At 54.3% G+C, this 17,341-nt stretch carries 13 protein-coding genes; 9 read left to right on the top strand and 4 right to left on the bottom strand.

All coding sequences use genetic code 11. The features are described 5' to 3' along the window. Positions 1 to 30 precede the first annotated feature (30 nt). The 3 genes from G6R15_RS06380 to G6R15_RS06370 all read left to right on the top strand — a co-directional run bounded on the left by G6R15_RS06380 (position 31) and on the right by G6R15_RS06370 (position 6,180). Positions 31 to 1,191, top strand: coding sequence for an ABC transporter substrate-binding protein (locus tag G6R15_RS06380; RefSeq protein WP_164658948.1), 1,161 nt, complete (start codon positions 31 to 33; stop codon positions 1,189 to 1,191). A gap of 71 nt (positions 1,192 to 1,262) precedes the next feature. After that, on the top strand, positions 1,263 to 3,356 hold the full coding sequence (locus tag G6R15_RS06375; protein ID WP_164658947.1) for a molybdopterin-dependent oxidoreductase: 2,094 nt from the start codon (positions 1,263 to 1,265) through the stop codon (positions 3,354 to 3,356). A 193-nt stretch (positions 3,357 to 3,549) separates the two neighbouring features. Beyond that, positions 3,550 to 6,180, top strand: a complete 2,631-nt coding sequence (locus tag G6R15_RS06370; RefSeq protein ID WP_164658946.1) for an AsmA family protein — start codon at positions 3,550 to 3,552, stop codon at positions 6,178 to 6,180. 93 nt (positions 6,181 to 6,273) lie between these two features. On the opposite strand, the gene G6R15_RS06365 is transcribed toward G6R15_RS06370, so the two are convergent. The 3 genes from G6R15_RS06365 to G6R15_RS22710 are packed head-to-tail and all read right to left on the bottom strand — an operon-like array spanning position 6,274 to position 9,252. Further along, positions 6,274 to 7,671, bottom strand: coding sequence for an efflux transporter outer membrane subunit (locus tag G6R15_RS06365; RefSeq protein ID WP_164658945.1), 1,398 nt, complete (start codon positions 7,669 to 7,671; stop codon positions 6,274 to 6,276). A gap of 18 nt (positions 7,672 to 7,689) precedes the next feature. Further along, the gene (locus G6R15_RS06360; protein WP_164658944.1) at positions 7,690 to 8,835 is read right to left on the bottom strand and encodes an HlyD family secretion protein; all 1,146 of its coding nucleotides are present in this window, start codon (positions 8,833 to 8,835) and stop codon (positions 7,690 to 7,692) included. Between the two features lie 3 nt (positions 8,836 to 8,838). Continuing rightward, positions 8,839 to 9,252, bottom strand: a complete 414-nt coding sequence (locus G6R15_RS22710; protein WP_205520471.1) for a hypothetical protein — start codon at positions 9,250 to 9,252, stop codon at positions 8,839 to 8,841. A 220-nt stretch (positions 9,253 to 9,472) separates the two neighbouring features. Between G6R15_RS22710 and mprF the strand changes: the two genes are divergently transcribed. The 6 genes from mprF (at position 9,473) to cyoD (ending at position 16,389) form a co-directional block, all read left to right on the top strand. Next, on the top strand, positions 9,473 to 12,061 hold the full coding sequence (gene mprF, locus G6R15_RS06350) for a bifunctional lysylphosphatidylglycerol flippase/synthetase MprF (RefSeq protein ID WP_164658943.1): 2,589 nt from the start codon (positions 9,473 to 9,475) through the stop codon (positions 12,059 to 12,061). A 10-nt stretch (positions 12,062 to 12,071) separates the two neighbouring features. Further along, the gene (locus G6R15_RS06345; RefSeq protein ID WP_164658942.1) at positions 12,072 to 12,677 is read left to right on the top strand and encodes a rhomboid family intramembrane serine protease; all 606 of its coding nucleotides are present in this window, start codon (positions 12,072 to 12,074) and stop codon (positions 12,675 to 12,677) included. An 88-nt stretch (positions 12,678 to 12,765) separates the two neighbouring features. Next, positions 12,766 to 13,557, top strand: a complete 792-nt coding sequence (gene cyoA / locus G6R15_RS06340) for a ubiquinol oxidase subunit II (RefSeq protein ID WP_164658941.1) — start codon at positions 12,766 to 12,768, stop codon at positions 13,555 to 13,557. Beyond that, entirely contained in the window at positions 13,554 to 15,515 is a 1,962-nt protein-coding gene (locus tag G6R15_RS06335) for a cbb3-type cytochrome c oxidase subunit I (protein ID WP_240336673.1), read from the top strand. Before cyoA ends, G6R15_RS06335 begins: the two co-directional genes overlap by 4 nt. Beyond that, positions 15,512 to 16,099, top strand: a complete 588-nt coding sequence (gene cyoC / locus G6R15_RS06330; protein ID WP_164658940.1) for a cytochrome o ubiquinol oxidase subunit III — start codon at positions 15,512 to 15,514, stop codon at positions 16,097 to 16,099. Before G6R15_RS06335 ends, cyoC begins: the two co-directional genes overlap by 4 nt. Beyond that, positions 16,099 to 16,389, top strand: coding sequence for a cytochrome o ubiquinol oxidase subunit IV (gene cyoD, locus G6R15_RS06325; RefSeq protein WP_164658939.1), 291 nt, complete (start codon positions 16,099 to 16,101; stop codon positions 16,387 to 16,389). Before cyoC ends, cyoD begins: the two co-directional genes overlap by 1 nt. 85 nt (positions 16,390 to 16,474) lie before the next feature. Here cyoD and G6R15_RS06320 read toward each other — a convergent pair whose 3' ends face one another. Next, positions 16,475 to 17,335: a DMT family transporter gene (locus tag G6R15_RS06320; RefSeq protein WP_164658938.1), complete on the bottom strand. Its 861-nt coding sequence runs from the start codon at positions 17,333 to 17,335 to the stop codon at positions 16,475 to 16,477. Positions 17,336 to 17,341: the final 6 nt, after the last annotated feature.

The raw sequence follows: 17,341 nt of genomic DNA, 5'->3' as shown, positions 1-17,341 counted from the left end.
AGAAAAACAAGTTCCAAAGGGAGGAAACTAATGAAGACACTCATCAAAAGGCTGGTCACGGCCACGGCTCTGACGGCTGCCGCGACGCTGGCGCATGCTGAAACCCAGGGTGTGACCGATACCGAGGTTCGCATCGGCGCGGTCAATGACCTGTCCGGCGTGTTTGCCGCTGTTGGCGTTCCCGCCACCAAGGGGGCGAACCTCTATTTCGACAAGGTGAACGCCGCAGGTGGCGTGCATGGTCGCCAGATCAAGTACATCGTCGAAGACAACGGCTATCAGATGCCGCGCGCGATGCAGGGCTACAACAAGCTGCTGAACCGCGACAAAGTCTTTGCGATGCTTCAAAGTCTTGGCACGCCGATGAACCTGGCTGGCTTTAAACTGCTGGACCCCAAGGGCATCCCCAACGTTGCCCCGCTGTCGGCTGCACGTCAGATGCTGCAGGAGCCGGTGCGCAACAAATTCGTGTCCTTTGCCGACTATTTCGAGCAGGCCCGCATTGGTGTGAAATTCCTGGCCGGTGAATTCGACGGTAAGAACGTCTGCACGATGTACCTGCCCACCGACTTTGGCAAAGAGATCCTCGAAGGGTCCAAGGAAGGCGCAAAAGAAGCGGGGATCGCCTTTGCCGCGGAAACCACGCACAAGCCGGACGAATCTGACTTTGTGGGGTCGCTCTCCAAACTCAAGGCCGAAGGCTGCGATATCGTTTCGATGGCGCTGACCGTGCGTCAGGGCATCACCGTCGTGGGCACCGCCAAGAAGATGGGCCTGAGCGAGATGAAGTTCCTGAACACCTCGGCCGGTTTCCTGACCGTGATTGCCAAGGTGCCGGGCGGTGTGACCGAGGGTCTGTATGCGGCGGCAAGCTGGCAGGATCTGTGGGCGCGCGCGGATGAAGAAGCACCCAAAGCGTTCATCGAAGAATACAAGGCAGCCACGGGCGAAGACGCCGTGGGCTTTGCGATGTTGGGCTATGCCGCTGCTCAGATGATGGTCAAAGCGCTCGAAGCCGCTGGCCCCGATCTGACCCATGACAGCTTTATCGCTGCGATGGAAAGCCTGCAGTATCAGGATGATCTGGTCGGCAACTACATCGACTACAGCGCCGATGACCACCAGGGTGCCGATACCGTTTATGTTTCGGTCGTCGAGAACGGCAACTGGAAGAAAGTCCACGAAGAATAATCACTTCGTCTTGGGGCGTTCGGGAAACCGAGCGCCCTTTTTCTATCCGATGACAGCGCAGCGAGGCACACATGACCCAGCCGCAAATCCAGCACCGAACCTGCAACATCTGTGAGGCAATGTGTGGGTTGATCATCACCCACAACGACGAGCAGGTGTTATCAATAAAACCAGATCCAAATGATCCGCTGTCGCGTGGGCACATCTGCCCCAAAGCGGTCGCGCTGCAAGATTTCCGCACCGACCCGGACCGCATCACAAAACCTTTGCGCAAAGTGAACGGTGAATTTGTCGAGATTGGCTGGGATGAGGCACTGGAGTTTGCCGCCGAACGTATCCGCGCAGTTCAATCCGTCTATGACCGTGACGCTGTTGGTGTCTACCTGGGCAATCCGAACGCCCATAAGTTCGGGAACCTTTTGAACCTACCCAGTCTCGTCAAGGCCATCGGCACCTCGAACCGCTACAGCTCGGCAACTGCCGACCAGATCCCGCACCATGTCGCCTCGATCCACATGCTGGGTCACCCGATGCTGATCCCGGTGCCAGACATCGACCGCACGGATTTCATGGTAATCATCGGTGGTAACCCGGTCGTTTCGAACGGATCAATGATGACCGCGCCGGGCTTTGGCCGCCGGATTGACGAGGTTAAGGCGCGCGGTGGTCAAGTTATCGTCATCGACCCACGCCGGACTGAAACCGCCGAAAGGGCATCTGCGCATCATTTCATTCGCCCAGAAACGGATGCCCTCTTGATGCTGGCGATGGTGCAGGTGATCCTGGAACGCGGATTGGTCGATCTCGGTCACTTGGCAGCTAAGATTGATCGGTTAGACGCGCTACAAGAAGCGGTCGCCCTCTTCACCCCTACCCTCGCCGCAGAGCGAACCGGTATTGCGCAAGATGTGATTGAACAAATGGCGCTGGATTTCGCCAACGCCAAATCCGCCGTCTGCTACGCCCGCATGGGCGCCTCGACCCAAAGCTTTGGCAGCCTGTGCCAATGGGCCAACAACGTGCTCAACATCCTCACCGGTAATTTTGACGCCGAAGGTGGCGCGATGTTCACCACGCCGGCGTTGGATTACGTTGGTATGACCAGCCGCAAAGGCAAGCACCGCACCTACCCCGAGCGCCGATCACGGGTCTCTGGTCAACCGCTCTACAACGGCGAATTCCCGGTTTCCGTCATGGCCGAAGAGATGGAGACACCCGGCCCCGGTCAGATCAAGGCTCTGGTCACGGTCGCGGGCAATCCAGTTTTGACTGCACCAAATGGTCGCCGGATCGAAGCAGCGCTGGAGCAGCTCGACTTTATGATGTCCATCGACATCCACCTGAACGACACCACCCGTCATGCAGATTTGATCCTGCCCGGAACCGTGGCGCTGGAAGAAATGATGTATGACATCGTCTTTCACACCTTCGCCGTCCGCAATACCGCCGCCTATGCGCCCGCGATGTTCGCCCCGCCCGAGGGCAACCCCCAGGAATGGGAGGTCATCGCGCGCCTGACCGCCAAGCTGACCGGCGCCAACCAAATCGGTCCGGACCCGGATCAGGTGTTGTCGATGCTGCTGACCCAAGGGTTTCACGCCGATCAGGTCACGATTCCTGCCATGCAAGCGGCTGAAGGATCTATCGACCTTGGCCAGATGGTGACCAATCTGTCGGATCGCCTGGAAACCCCTGAGGGTCGCCTGAACCTCGCACCAGACGTTTTCCTGAATGACCTTCCTCGACTTTTGGACAGTGCATCCGTCGACAACGATGCTTATCCCTATCTGATGATCGGGCGGCGACAGGTGCGCAGCCACAACAGCTGGACCCAGAATAGTCCTCGTCTGGTCAAAGGACGCAACCGCTGCACGGTGCAGATCAACCCAGTGGACGCGTCCCAGCTTGGCATTTCCGAAGACAGCGAGGTTCAGGTCAGCGGCCGCGTCGGTTCGGTCACACTTCGGGCAGAGATCACAGACGCGATGGCGCCCGGCGTGGTGTCGATCCCTCAGGGTTGGGGGCAGCGGAATGGAAAGCTGTCAGCCGCGGCAAAGGTGCAAACCGTCTCGATCAATGACCTGACAGACGATCAACGTATTGATCCAGTCAGCGGCAATGCGGCGTTTAACGGGGTTCCGGTTGCGCTCGCCCTAGCAAACTAAAGGGTGTCTTTCATTGCCTACAGGAGGCGTTTCGCCAAAACTCGGGCCTTGGGTCACCGGGCGTAAGACTAATGCCGTACCGTGAATACCTTCGCCAGCTTCGAATCCGCGCTCCGGACCCGTAAGAGTGACACAGGCATGAAAATGCTATCTAATATTTGCGAATGTACAACTTGCGGATACTTTTGTGTTTTTGGTTCTGGCAAAAAGACTGGCAATAGTGGCGGTGTCTATTGCGGTCGTTCTGGTGTTTTTGGTCTGGTTATTGCTTTTCTCAGCAGTGTTGGCCGAACCCCGAGGTGACATTGCTGCACGCTTTCTTTCTGAACATTTTGGCGACACCTTAAAGATTGGCGGAAGTGTCGAACTCGCTCTTGATCCTGGTTTGCGTGTGTTTGCGCGGGATGTCTCTGTTTCAGGCGACCCGGAACGTACATCCCCACCTTTGGAAATCGCAAAAATATCTGCTGAGATTGAACTGCGTGGCCTGCTTGCTCGACAGATGCGGCTGAGTAATATTCAAATCGACGGCGCCCAATTGTCAATGATTGAAGGCGCAAGTGGAAAGTCAGCCCAACAGACAACAGGCCACATTGATTTGCCGTTTCTGAAGAAAGGCGATGAAACGACAAACACAAACTGGAAAGTTGAGGTTACCGACAGACACGTACACTTCTCTAATGCAGAAATTCTCTACAAGAACACCGTCAGTGGAATTGATCTTGATTGGCAAATGTCTTCGATGGAGTTGACCCAAGACTCTTCATCAGCGTCTTGGGTGTTTGATGGTAAAGGGGCGTTGAATAAACAGGCCCTGACGGTCAGCGGTTCGATTTCCAAGGATCAATCGGTCAGTTTGGTTTTGTCGTCCAACGAGATGAACTTAAAAATTGACGGAACGCCCGCTCCGGCGGGATTCTCTGAGGGATTCACCTCAAATATCTCCGCCGAGTTTGAAAAGCTCGCGCCGCTGTTGGACATCCTGCGGCTTGAAAAGACGATTTCAGGGAAGGGGTCCGTCAGTGCCATCTTCACCGCATCCCCTCAGAAGCGCAGTTTGGATGACCTGAAAGTACAGGTCACTCTGGATGGCGGCGAAAGCTTGGAACTTACTGGAGACTTCGGAGAGCTGAAGGACTTGAACGACGCGTCCCTGAAGATGGATATCAGCCTTTATCCGCCCGATGCCATGCCCCCACCAGCGAAGTTGCGACGAGATCTGAAGCTTACTGGATTTGAGATGGTTGTGACTGCGCAACCCGACGGACTACCGCTGCGCCATATGAAAGTTCAGACGAATGGTTTCACCCTAAACACGCATGGCAAGGGACCGCCACCGATCACGGTGTCGAACATCAAGGTAACGCCAGACGGGCTGTTGGATCTTGGCAAGGTTGACCTTAGAATTGGGCCACCGGGATCGTACGTCTTGGTCTTTGATGGGTCTATTGGGGATGCGTTGCGTGTGGCTGACCTCGATTTCGAAGCGACGGTCACCCTGCCCCTGAATGTGCTAGGGACTGGACAACGACAGAACTCTGACGGTCTTGGCAAGATCGTCGGTGGGTTCCACCTTAAAGGGGACAGCACTTCGTTGATGCTGTCGGATCTGAACGTCAAAGTTCAGTACACCAATCTAATTAGTCTGGCGGCAACTGCTTCGGCAGGCAATATTCTGTCACTCTCAGACCTGGCTTTGGATGTTTCTGCGGATGTGCCTTCTGGGGCAAAACTTCTTTCGGCGCTCGAACACTCTTCGGTGGCGACCGGAGAAATTAGATTTGATGCAAAGCTTACCAGCGATGGATCCAAGTGGCAGTCAAATGCAAGTTTCTCTATCGCCCAATCGGATCTGGAGCTTTCCTTGAATGCCGACACTAAACAGCCCAACCCCCATTTGGATGGCCACATAGTCAGTAAGGTAATCAGGTTGGAAGACATCCGGCATCTGATCGCTGCTGTCAGAGAAATTAGTCCCTCAGAACCGTCTCACAACAAAACCAAACTCTTCACGGACGTAACCTTAGAGCCTTTGACAACAGAGATTTTGAGTTCTGGCTTGAACATAGACGTCCAGGTGGATTTGAAGAAAATCGACGGCGTTGCGGGCACGTCAGCCATCAAGACTGAGTTTGTCATGAAAGACGAGAAGGCGCAGATGGGGCCTGTGAAGTTTGAATATGACGGTGGAAAGATTGATGTCACCGGATTTGTCGACGTCGCTAAACATCCAGACATACTGACACTCAAAGGTACTGCGGATGGTTGGAATTTTGGCACGATCTTACAAGAGCTGAACATGAAGATGCGCGGGAGTGGAATACTGAACGCGTCACTGAACCTGTCTGGCACGCACAAGTCGATCAGCGAATTCCTAAGGACTATGTCTGGCGATCTTTTGGTTTCGATGCAGAATGGTCGAATTCATACCCGTATGGTGGACCTGGCCGGATTGGGCATTCTTCCTTGGTTGTTCTCAGACGACCACGGAAAAGTCACGCCAATCACCTGCCTGCGTGCGCCGCTGCGTCTGAATGAGGGCAAAATCACCATCAACGAAGCCGCTCTGGAAACCAGTAAGGTACAGCTTGTGGCGAATGGTAACGTGAATCTTCGAAACGAAACGCTGGACGTAACCGGAGAACCCCGCCCTATCGGCAAGCCCCTGACGAGGAGTCCTTGGCCCTTTGTCGTTTCGGGATCGTTGAAGCACCCAAAACTAGGCTTGAAAAAGGGGTCTCATCGGCAAAAAAGGTCGGACGGAGCATCCACTATGCCGAAGCACCGCAAGCCTTGTATTGCGGACATTTTGCAACTCCGGTGAGCCGCCTGCGAAAGAAAATTGACGGACAACGGCCGGTACTTTTAGCCAATGTATCAGCCTGTACTGGGCTGTCGATAGATCAATCACAAGTGCTCAGAAACTTTCACCAAGCGCCATGTAAAGCAGCACACGATTATTGAGCAGCGCAGCATGGGTCTGGATTACATCGACTTCGCGCTCGATCTGAAATTGTTGCAGAAACAACAGCCCTGTCAGATCGATTGTGCCTTGCACGTATCGATCATTTGCCAATTCCAAGGCCTCAGTTGAATCCCTGTAGGCGCTGCGCCAATGCGCAAGCTCCTGCCGCAACACCTTCTCATTAGCCAAAGCCGTTTCCACCTCGTCGAAAGCTTTAAGAACGGTTTGACCGTATTCTGCGACCGCTGCTTTCTGTTTGGCAGACATCCGGGCGATGTTTGCCTCTATCGCGCCACCAGCAAAGACTGGTTGCAGCAAACTGGCGCCAATTCTGAGAAACTCGGGTTCTGCACCCAGTAGCGACAGATTGGGGTCAAACAACGTGCCCCCGGCAGCCGTGAGTGTGATGCTGGGCAGCCGGGTTAGTTTAGCTTGTTCCGATTTGAAAAACGCCGATATCACCTTGTCTCGAGCCGCACGAATATCAGGACGACGATCCAGCAGCGACAAGGGCAAACCAGACGAAGGAAGCGTCCCTGGCATATAGGGAAAGCGCGATGCGGGCTTCAGCTTGAGACTGGGATAGCGACCCAGAAGTACTTCGAGATCACCAATGACCTCGTTCTGCGTTGTTTGGATACTGCTGGTGCCCGCTTTGGCCGCTGACAGGCGAGATCGTGCTTGAACCACGTCAAAATTCGATACGGCGCCAGCTGCCTCTTTCTCCTGTGTCAAAACCAGCAATTCGGCATAGTTGCTGGTCACTCTTCGGCTAAGTGCGATCAGGCGATTCAGTTCAATACTGGCGATCCAGCTTCGGGCAATCGTTGCGCCGATCGATTGCTGCAGGTAACGCGCCTCTTCCGCCGCAACACGAGCCAATGCGTTTGCAGAAGCTTGACCTGCGCGAAGCTTGCCCCAGAGATCCAGTTCCCACGAGGCGGCCACAACCCCGCCGGACGTGTTTCGGTTGATGTTGCGGTTGGTAAGCTCAGAGTTCTGGGCACCCCCGTCCAATCCGACCTGTGGCAAAAGCGTTGCGCCAGCAATTGTAGCTGTCTGAAATGCAGCCTGGACACGCGCCGCGGCGGCGACGAGGTCGCGGTTGTTCCACAACCCCTCTTGCACCAGTTTGGCCATTGTCGGATCACGGAAAGATCCGACCCAGTTGCCCTTGACCGCCGACGTCGGTGCTCCGGATGCTGCCCACCTTGATGGGATGGTCGTGGTTTCGGGCAAGGCGTCTTGCAGCAGTTCGGCATCGGTTTGCGGGGTCGCCAATTCACACCCCCACAAGGTCATCAGCGCCAAGCCTGCGATGGTCAGCCTTCCAGTTGCCCCTCTTTTCATGATGTCTCCCAAATGAGATTAAATAGGCAACGGGTAAACCCAACGCGACCAAGTGTACGTTCGCAACGAAATCTGGCCGATCCATGTGAACGGGCCGTCTGTTGTCAGGATGAGCGTAGCGCCGCCTACCCCGATCCCCAAGGGAACGGTTGGGTCATCAAGCGTGATCTTGACCGGAAGTCGCGGCTCGGTGTGGATTGGAATGGACGGAAAAAGGGGCAGGTCTCCGGACGGCAAAAACTGCCCACGTTTGCTGACGTCCCAGATCTCTTCTACTTTACCCTTAAAGTGCTGACCTGGATGAGTATTCAACGCGACCACAACGGGTTGTCCAGCGCGGACGTTAATCAGGTTTTCCTGTCGATAGGCCGAGATCAGATAGGGGTCTTTGTCGACGATCAGCGAAGCGATCGCACCGACGCGGAATGTGCCTGAAACCATCCCCACCTGAACCTGAAGATTGACTATTTTTCCGTCATGAGGTGCGCGCATTTCCGTTTGTTCAAAGTAGTATTGCGCCTGCTTGAGTTGAGATTGGGCCTGAATGACCGATGTGTTCACACCGTCGATTTGCGAGGCGTAAGTCAACTCTGCGCGCTTCTGGGATTCCTCGGCTTCAGCCAATGCCGCTTCGGCAGAGCTGACCCGAGTTGTCCACTCGTCCGCAGATTCCTGTGATCCTGCCCGTTGGGATGCCAGTGTTGTAAATCGTTTTTGTTGGATTTGGGCGAAATCCAGCTCTGCCTGGGCGCGTTTTACACTGTCCTTGGCGATTGCAATGTCCGCTTCCAGAACTTTGACATTTTGCTTGGCGGCGACAACGGCAGCCTGAGCGGCTTCGACTTGCGCCTTATAGAGGGTTTGGTCAAAAACAAAGAGCAGATCTCCTTTTTTGACAGGTTTATTGTCGCTCACGTGGACTTCAGTAACCAGTGTCGGTTCGGGCAGCCGAGGGATAAGTTGAACCGTATGACGAACGACGCGAACATCACTGGTGAATGGGGATTGCATCCGGGTGCCCACCAGCGGCACGATCAGCAAGTGCAGGATAAAGAACCCTGAAATCAGCCCCCAAGCGGGCGTGAAACGCATCCATTTGAATTTGAAAAAAACCAGCCAAACAAACGCTATGTAGATCAGCGTCATGGCAACGACACCCATCATGGCCTAGACCTCGCGATCATTGTTTGATGTCGGGCCGTCGGTCGTCGGGCTATCGTCATTGGTTGGGGGGCTGTCTTGCCCATAAGCGTATTTCTTCAGATGGGCGATATCGCGTTTGATTGCCTCGGCCTCTTCGTCGGGAAAGCGTCGGATATCGACCACGTCTGTTGGTTTGAACGCCCAGATGAACGCGTTGATCCAAGGAATGATAGCCAGAAACCCAGCCCACCCCATCGCATAAACCGCTTCGGCCTCGGGATGATTTCGCGCCACCGCGATGCGCCCAGGAAGGCCGAGCAGCCAAGCAAAAGCTGCGAGTCCTCCGAACACGCAGGTCATTCCACACAGCAGAGTAATGACGTCCCAAAAGTAGTAAGAATTCTGTAGCGCGGCCCAACCGCTTACGGCGTTATTCATAACCATCCTCGACAGTGTTCTTAGTATCTGTTGCGAAGCGCCTACGTGCCACTCGCCTTAAGGTGTATTCTGCCTCCGGTCATCAATCTGTATCCGTCATTCTCTGGGCTTGACGACGATTCGTCCAGTAATTGATAATAATCCAGACCAAGCAGCAGAATTACGGGCAATCACAAACCCCGCGACGATCAAATATCAGACCGAGCGAAGGAGCACCTGAATGGCAAACACCGAAAATGACTCGGTGCTGGACCGTCTTGTTCGGACAATCGACAACCCTGTGTTCAAAATCGCCATGCCGCTAGTGATCGTAGCCATAGCATTGTTTGTGTTGCACAAGTTGGCGGCAGAAGCACATTGGGTCGACATCAAGGCAGACATCGCCAACAGTTCGTGGAAAACCCTGGCCACCGCTGTGATGTGGACAGCTGTCAGCTTTGTCGCATTGTCATTTTATGACATTCTGGCGGTTCGAAGCGTGGCCAAAGGCGTGATACCCAGTTGGGTCGCCGGACTGGCGGGAAGTAGTGGTTCGGCTGTGTCCAACCTGTTGGGTTTTTCGTATCTGACCGGAACTGCTGTGCGGTATCGGGCGTATGCTTCGCTTGGGTTGGACCTTGGCCGCGTTGCCGGCGTCATCGCGACATCCTGGGTTGGCTTCTGGATGGGGCTAATCCTACTGCTCGGCTTTTTGCTGACACTCCACCCCGCTGGGTTGTCCGTTGTCTTGCCGCTAGACAACACGACGGAAACGATTCTGGGCGCCATGTTGTTCATTGGCTTGGCCGCTCTGCTTTTATGGCTCGCACGCGGCAGTCGGCGCGTTTCATTGGCTGGGTTTGAATTCAACCTGCCCAATGGAAAACTGGCTCTGGGACTAACGGCGGCCGGAGTGGTGGATCTTGGCGCTGCCGCAATGACTCTTTATGTGCTTATGCCAGCTGACTTGGTTCAAAGCTTTCCTTATTTCTTTGTGGTTTATGTTAGCGCAATCGCGTTTGGTATTCTTAGTCATGCGCCAGGTGGGCTTGGTGTATTCGAGGCGACGATCATCGCAGGTCTGGGCGCATCGGGGCGCGCCGATGTTTTGGCTGCACTGTTGTTGTATCGAACCATCTACACACTCCTGCCATTCCTAATCGCCGTGACCGGGTTAGGCATAGCGTGGTTGGTCACTCAGCGTGGAACAGTCACGATAGCGGCGACGCTGGTCTACGATCTTACCCGACCGTTCATTCCATTTGCGACGGCAGGAATTGCGTTGATGGCGGGTACGATCTTGTTGGTTTCTGGCAACCTACCCGCGAACACCACGCGTTTGGGGATACTTCGCGACGTTGTTCCTCTTTCGTTTATTGAGGCGTCTCATTTGGTGGGAAGCATTGTTGGCTTGCTCCTTATCGTGATTTCGCGCGGCCTGTTCCGCAAACTTTATCGCGCCTGGGTCATCGCCATGATCCTAATGATCGTTGGGTTTGTTGTGTCTTTGGTGAAAGGGTTTGATTGGGAAGAAGCCTTGGGCCTTTTGATGACCATCGGGTTGCTTGGAATGTTCCGAACGGCATTCTACCGGGCAGAAAGCGCGTCCGTGTTCCGTCTGAACGGCACCTGGATTATCAGCCTGGTGACCCTGTTCGCCGCGATAACCTGGGTTGGTGCTTTATCTTACAGCAACGTGGACTATCGCGATGCGCTTTGGTGGGATTTTGCATGGCACGGCGACGCATCACGCTACTTAAGGGCGAGCCTCGTTGTGGCATTTCTGTTGGCGGCCATTTCTTTGGATTCAGTGTTGTCAAACCGTCACCCCACTAAGCGAGGAGAACCGATCCCGGACGTTGTGCGACAGCTGATTGCGGACAGCGAAGACACCGAGGCCAACATGGCTTTAATCGGGGATAAATCCTTCCTGATCTCAGAAGATGGAAAGGCCTTTATTGCGTTTGCGGACACAGGGACATCCCTGATCAGCAAGGGCGAACCTGTTGGGGACGAAGAACAAGGGCGCGATCTGATATGGGAATTGCGCGAACGGGCGGATCGCGAAGGCAAACGCTGTGCATTCTATGCTGTATCGCCCCGTTATTTGCCGACCTACCTGGACCTTGGGTTGTCTATCATGAAGATCGGAGAGGTAGCGCGTGTGGATCTGGAGGGGTTCACGCTCAACGGGTCATCAAAGAAAAGCTTTCGGCAAGCCCGCAATCGGGCAGAGCGAGAAGGGTTCACCTTTGAGATCATTCCAAAAGAAGAACTAAGGCCGTATCTGCCCGAACTAAAAACGATATCGGACACCTGGCTTGCATCCAAACAGGGCGAAGAGAAAAGTTTCGCCCTTGGAGGATTCGAGGAAAGTTACGTATCAAATTTTAATCACGCAGTGCTGCGCGATCCGGAAGGAAAGATCGTCGCCTTCGCCAACCTTTTCCAAAGCGGAAACAAACACGAGCTATCGCCCGATCTAATGCGATACATTCCAGATGGTCCCGCGTTTGCTATGGATGCGCTTTTTACCGAACTGATGCTTTGGGGAGCCCAACAGGGGTATCGTTGGTTCTCACTGGGTTCAGCACCATTTTCCGGTATTGATAATCGTCAACTTGCTTCGTTCTGGAACCGCGTCGGCGGCTTTGTCTACGAGCACGGCGAGCAATTCTATCATTTCGAAGGCCTGCGAACGTTCAAACAGAAGTTCAACCCGGTGTGGGAACCAAACTATCTGGCCAGTCCCGGAGGGTTGGCCATGCCGCGCATTCTTTACGAGGTAAATGTGTTGGTATCTGGCGGCATTCGCGGACTGACAAAATAGGGGTGTTCAGTTGTTAACCCGCCTGCCCTTCACGCTGCTCTTTCTAGCGGTCATGATTGTCGCAAACTCTCTGGCGGGAACGTTATCCGGTGTTTTGTCGGAAAGCGCGCTGACGAACTGGGGCATCAGCCACCTTTCGATACGGCAGGGAGAAGTCTATCGTCTGATCAGCGGCACCTTCTTTTCCCATGACCTGGGAATGTTCCTCAGGCAAGTTGTATTCGCGGCTACTGTGATCGGAGCATATGAGTGGACCCAGGGCAGCCGACGCGCTGTCCTTTTGTATGTATCCATCGACGTCATCGGCACATTGGTCGTGATCTTTGCAATTTTGCCCGGTCTCGTGCTCCTGCATCCGACAATTGACAGCGAAGTGTACGCCGACTTTGACGTGGGCATGTCTGCGGGGGGATTTGGCCTGATCGGTGCTTTGATCGCTCTGCTGAAATATCGCTGGACGTGCTTGTTCGTCGTCTGCGTCGCGATTGCAGTCAAAATCTGGGTATCCTTCGACGCGATAGCCGATTCAGCGCATCTGTTGTGCCTATTTTTGGGGTTTGCGGCCCAAACGGCACTAAATTCTTACGCGAGAAAACCCAACGTTGCGCAACTTTGAAACTGTCGTAAACTATTGGAGATGAGGGACTAACCGGTACGATGAACCCGAACCGGACAGTGTGATTGAATGGCCAAAGGGGCTTGTTTTGACCGGACCAATAGCCGAAGCCGAATACGCTTTGATGTGGCAGGCCTTCAACCTGATGCTTTTGGTCGTGGTACCAGTAATTCTATTGACGCTGTTTTTTGCCTGGCGGTATCGCGCTGCGGGCGGCAAAGGCGCGTATAGGCCCGACTGGGACCGATCCCCCATCATCGAGGTTACGGTTTGGGGCATCCCCATCGTGATGATCGGCATTCTGGCCACCTGGGTCTGGGACAAGACCCATGCGCTTGATCCCTACAAGCCCCTGCCTGGAAGCGAGCCACTGAGGATCGAAGCAATCGCTCTGGATTGGAAGTGGCTCTTTATCTATCCGGATCTGAATATCGCCACGGTCAATGAACTGGCATTCCCGGTTGGCAAGCCGTTGTCTTTTCGGATCACCTCTGAAGTTGCCATGAACTCTTTCATGATCCCCGCACTAGGTGGTCAGATTTATGCGATGGCAGGCATGGAAACGCAGCTCAACCTTCAGGCCGATGAAATTGGAACAATGCAGGGCCGCAACATGCAGTTTTCCGGAGACGGCTTTGCCGGCCAAACCTTTGAGGCCCTGTCGATGTCCCAAGACGATTTCGATGCTTGGTTGAGCAATGTTAGACAAAGCAACTCGCATCTGGATACCGCTAGTTATGCGGACATAAGCAAGCCCAGCACCGATGCGCCTGTAAGGTATTTCTCGACTGTACCGCCTGACTTTTTCTCGAAGCGGGTCGCGCATTTTATGGGCATGGAACATGAGCATAACCCGAACGTAAAGGCCGCTGATCAATGACAGAAAACGCTTCGCTTCTGCTTGGTCGTCTGGGTCTGGATGCATTGCCATTCTACAGTTGGGTTGCATTCAGCGGCGCATTGGTAACCTTAGCTGGTGGTGTTGGTTTCCTTGTGCTGGTGACGTGGTTGGGTCAATGGCGCGCACTTTGGACCGGTTGGTTGACGTCTGTCGACCACAAGCGCATCGGGATCATGTACATCGTGCTGGCGCTGGTCATGCTTGTCCGCGGATTTGTCGATGCGATCATGATGCGCCTTCAACAAGCGATGTCCTATAACCGTGAAGGGTACTTACCTCCTGAGCACTTTGAACAGATTTTCAGCAGCCACGGCACGATCATGATTTTTTTCATGGCCATGCCATTCATGACCGGATTGTTGAATTACATCATCCCTTTGCAAATTGGGGCACGGGACGTCGCGTTCCCCGTTTTGAACGCCATCAGTTTCTGGCTCACCTTTGCAGGCGCCGGGCTGATGCTGATCTCGCTCGTGATTGGCAAGTTCTCGACAGCGGGATGGACCGGATATCCGCCCTACTCCGGTGTCGAATTCACCCCCGGCGTCGGTGTCGACTATTGGATCTGGTCCATCCTTGTCAGTGGCGTCGGCACGACGATGACCGGGATCAACTTTGTCGTAACGATCTTGCGCAAACGGGCGCCGGGCATGCTGCTGATGCGAATGCCGCTCTTTACGTGGACCGGGCTCTGCTCGAGCATCTTGATCATCTTTGCCTTTCCGGCCCTGACTGTTTCAACCACGATGCTGGCGCTGGACCGTACATTGGGAATGCACTTTTTCACGAATGACGGCGGCGGCAACGTGATGAATTACATGAACCTCTTCTGGATCTGGGGCCACCCAGAGGTTTACATCCTGATCCTGCCAGCATTCGGGATCTTTTCCGAGGTTGTGGCCACGTTTTCGTCCAAGCGGTTGTTCGGATACCCATCACTGGTTTACGCCACTGCAGTGATCGCTGTGCTGTCCTTCACAGTCTGGCTGCATCACTTCTTCACCATGGGTGCGGGTGCCAACGTCAACGCGATTTTCGGGATCGCGACCATGGTGATCGCGGTTCCAACCGGCGTAAAGGTGTTTGACTGGTTGTTCACGATGTTTCGCGGCCGCATCCGGTTCGAGCCGCCGATGTTGTTCACCATTGGTTTCATGTGCCTGTTTGTGATCGGCGGTATGAGCGGCGTGTTGCTGGCCATCCCACCGATCAATTACTCAACCCACAACACGACCTTTCTCGTCGCCCATTTCCACAACATGATCATTCCAGGCGTCCTGTTTGGGTATCTTGCCGGCTACATGTACTGGTTTCCAAAGGCATTTGGGTTCCAATTAGATCGGGTATGGGGCGCTCGATCTTTCTGGTTTTGGATGATCGGCTTCCTACTGGCCTTTATGCCGCTATACGCGCTTGGTCTGATGGGTATGCCTCGCAGATTGGAAACCTATGGCAATCCCGAATGGCAACCGTTGCTGATCGTTGCATTTGTGGGCGCCTGCCTGATTTTGATGGGCATCATTTCACTAGTCATGCAGCTGTGGGTCAGCGTCAAGAACCGCAAAGCGTTGGTGGACCAGACTGGCGATCCATGGGATGGGCGAACCTTGGAATGGTCGATGCCATCGCCGCCCCCGATCTGGAATTTCGACAACGTGCCGGTCGTCTCTTCGCGTGATGCATTTCACGAAGCCAAACTCTCCGGTATTCCGCTGCCAGCAGCAGAAGAAGACAGTCCGCTAAGCGTGCCAAAGAACTCTGTTATGGGCCCCTGTATGGGGGTCGCTGGGATGTGTATCGGGTTCGGAGCTGTCTGGTACATCTGGTGGCTGGCGTTTGCGGGGCTGGCGATCGCGGTGGCCGCGATCATTGGGCGTTCCTTTGTTCAAAGCACGGAAAATGATGTTTCCTTTAAGCGTGGAGCAACGACCACATGATCGCAGCATCTGACGCCGTTGAAGAGCAGATCGACAGAGAGACAGAGTTTGGTTTCTGGCTTTACCTGATGAGCGACGCCGTTTTGTTCAGCCTGATCTTTGTCACGTTTGCTGTGATGTCTTCAAACCTGGCTAGCGGTCCGGGTGGCGCGGATCTGTTCGACATCAAGAACCTGGCGATGCAAACCGCCCTTCTGCTGACCAGCAGCCTGACCATCGCACTCGCCCATCATGCTACAGAAGGCAGGAATACAACACGCGCCGTGGTTTGGTTGGTGATGACCTGCATTTTGGGCACCGGGTTTCTCGCGCTTGAAATTAGGGAGTTATCCGGGTTCGTCGCTGAAGGGGCCGGACCGGGACGCAGCGGGTACCTGTCTGCCTTTTTCACGTTGGTTGGTACGCACGGGTTGCACGTCACCGCCGGCCTGATTTGGGCGTTGACCCTGATTGTGCAAATCGTCCTACGGGGTATTGATCACCGCTTGCTTTCGCGTCTAGCACGCTTGTCCCTCTTTTGGCACTTCCTTGATATCGTCTGGATCGCGGTGTTTTCGCTTGTTTACCTGCCGGAGTTCCTGTGATGCGTGAGATGCCCACCATTGTGATCGGATTCTGCTTAGCAGTCATTTTGACTGCCCTGCCCTTTGCCGTTGTGATCGGACAATGGTTGCCGCGTGAAAGCACTCTGTGGCTCATCGCTGTAGCGGCTGTTTTGCAGATTATGGTTCACCTGCATTTCTTTCTGGGCGTGGGGTTCTCAAGCAAGCATCGGGAACGGCTTACCTCCCTCTTGTTTGCCTGCGTGCTGATGTTCATCATGGTTGGTGGAACGCTGTGGGTCATGACCAATTTGTATTGGCGCATGATGTGAATGCCAAAGGCATCCTGACTGAAACTGATTTGAAATCGTCTTGCCGAAAAGGAACTTGGTTCCCACATTACATCGGGCGTCTGTTCTATTCTTTCTTGGCGAGGGTTGTCAGGAAAATACCCGTCACAATCATAGCAGCGCCAATGGCTTGCAGTGGCAGTATCGGCTGGCCCAAAAAGATCGCTGCATTGATAAACGTGAACACAACCGACAGTGCGAACAACAATGTCGCGGTCATTGTCGACAGCACTGCCGCAGCTTCGTACCAGAAATAATAGGCAAGAGCAGTGGCGAGAATACCCAGGATCGCAAGTGGCAGCAGGTCGCCGTAGGATGGCATCGAAACATCCAACACAGCGATCGGCGTGAGCAAGAGTGCAGTCACACCAAAAATCCCGAACAGGAAATTAAGCCGCTCGCCGGTCGATTGGGTTGTCTGCATCGCACGGCTTGAGGCAATCAGGAAAACGGCCCACGAAATCCCGGCACCGATTTCCATGACGTCGCCCGTTAGCCGAATGCCCCCTTGTGCCAGGTCGGGATACACAATGAGAGCGACACCGGACACGGCAATAAGGGTTGCACCGACTTCTGTCCATGTGACCGAGGTTCGGAAAAAGAGATACAAAAACAGTAAAACAAAGAACGGTGCGGTGTTTTCGAGCACCATGGCGCTTGCCGCATTTGTACGCTCCAGGCCCAGGTGAAACAAAATGTAGTTTATGAAAGTGGCGCTGGTCGCGAGCCAGAAATACTTGTTCTTGGTTGGAACCGAGATCTTTTGCCCCAACACCTTCAAGACAATAAGCAATGTTGTTGCCGCGATATACAACCGCATCGTCGCGATCTGAATTGCACCTATGTCGCCAGTCAGAAATTGTACAATGACGCTGTGCGTGCCCCAAAGGAAAGCTGCAGCAAATCCTAGAGCCAGACCACGGTTCAAAACCTG

The organism is Tropicibacter sp. Alg240-R139 (genome assembly GCF_900537075.1).
In the GTDB taxonomy this organism is placed as follows: domain Bacteria; phylum Pseudomonadota; class Alphaproteobacteria; order Rhodobacterales; family Rhodobacteraceae; genus Falsiruegeria.
Note: the sequence above shows the minus strand (reverse complement) of the source record. Positions and strands in the feature narration are given on the sequence as shown.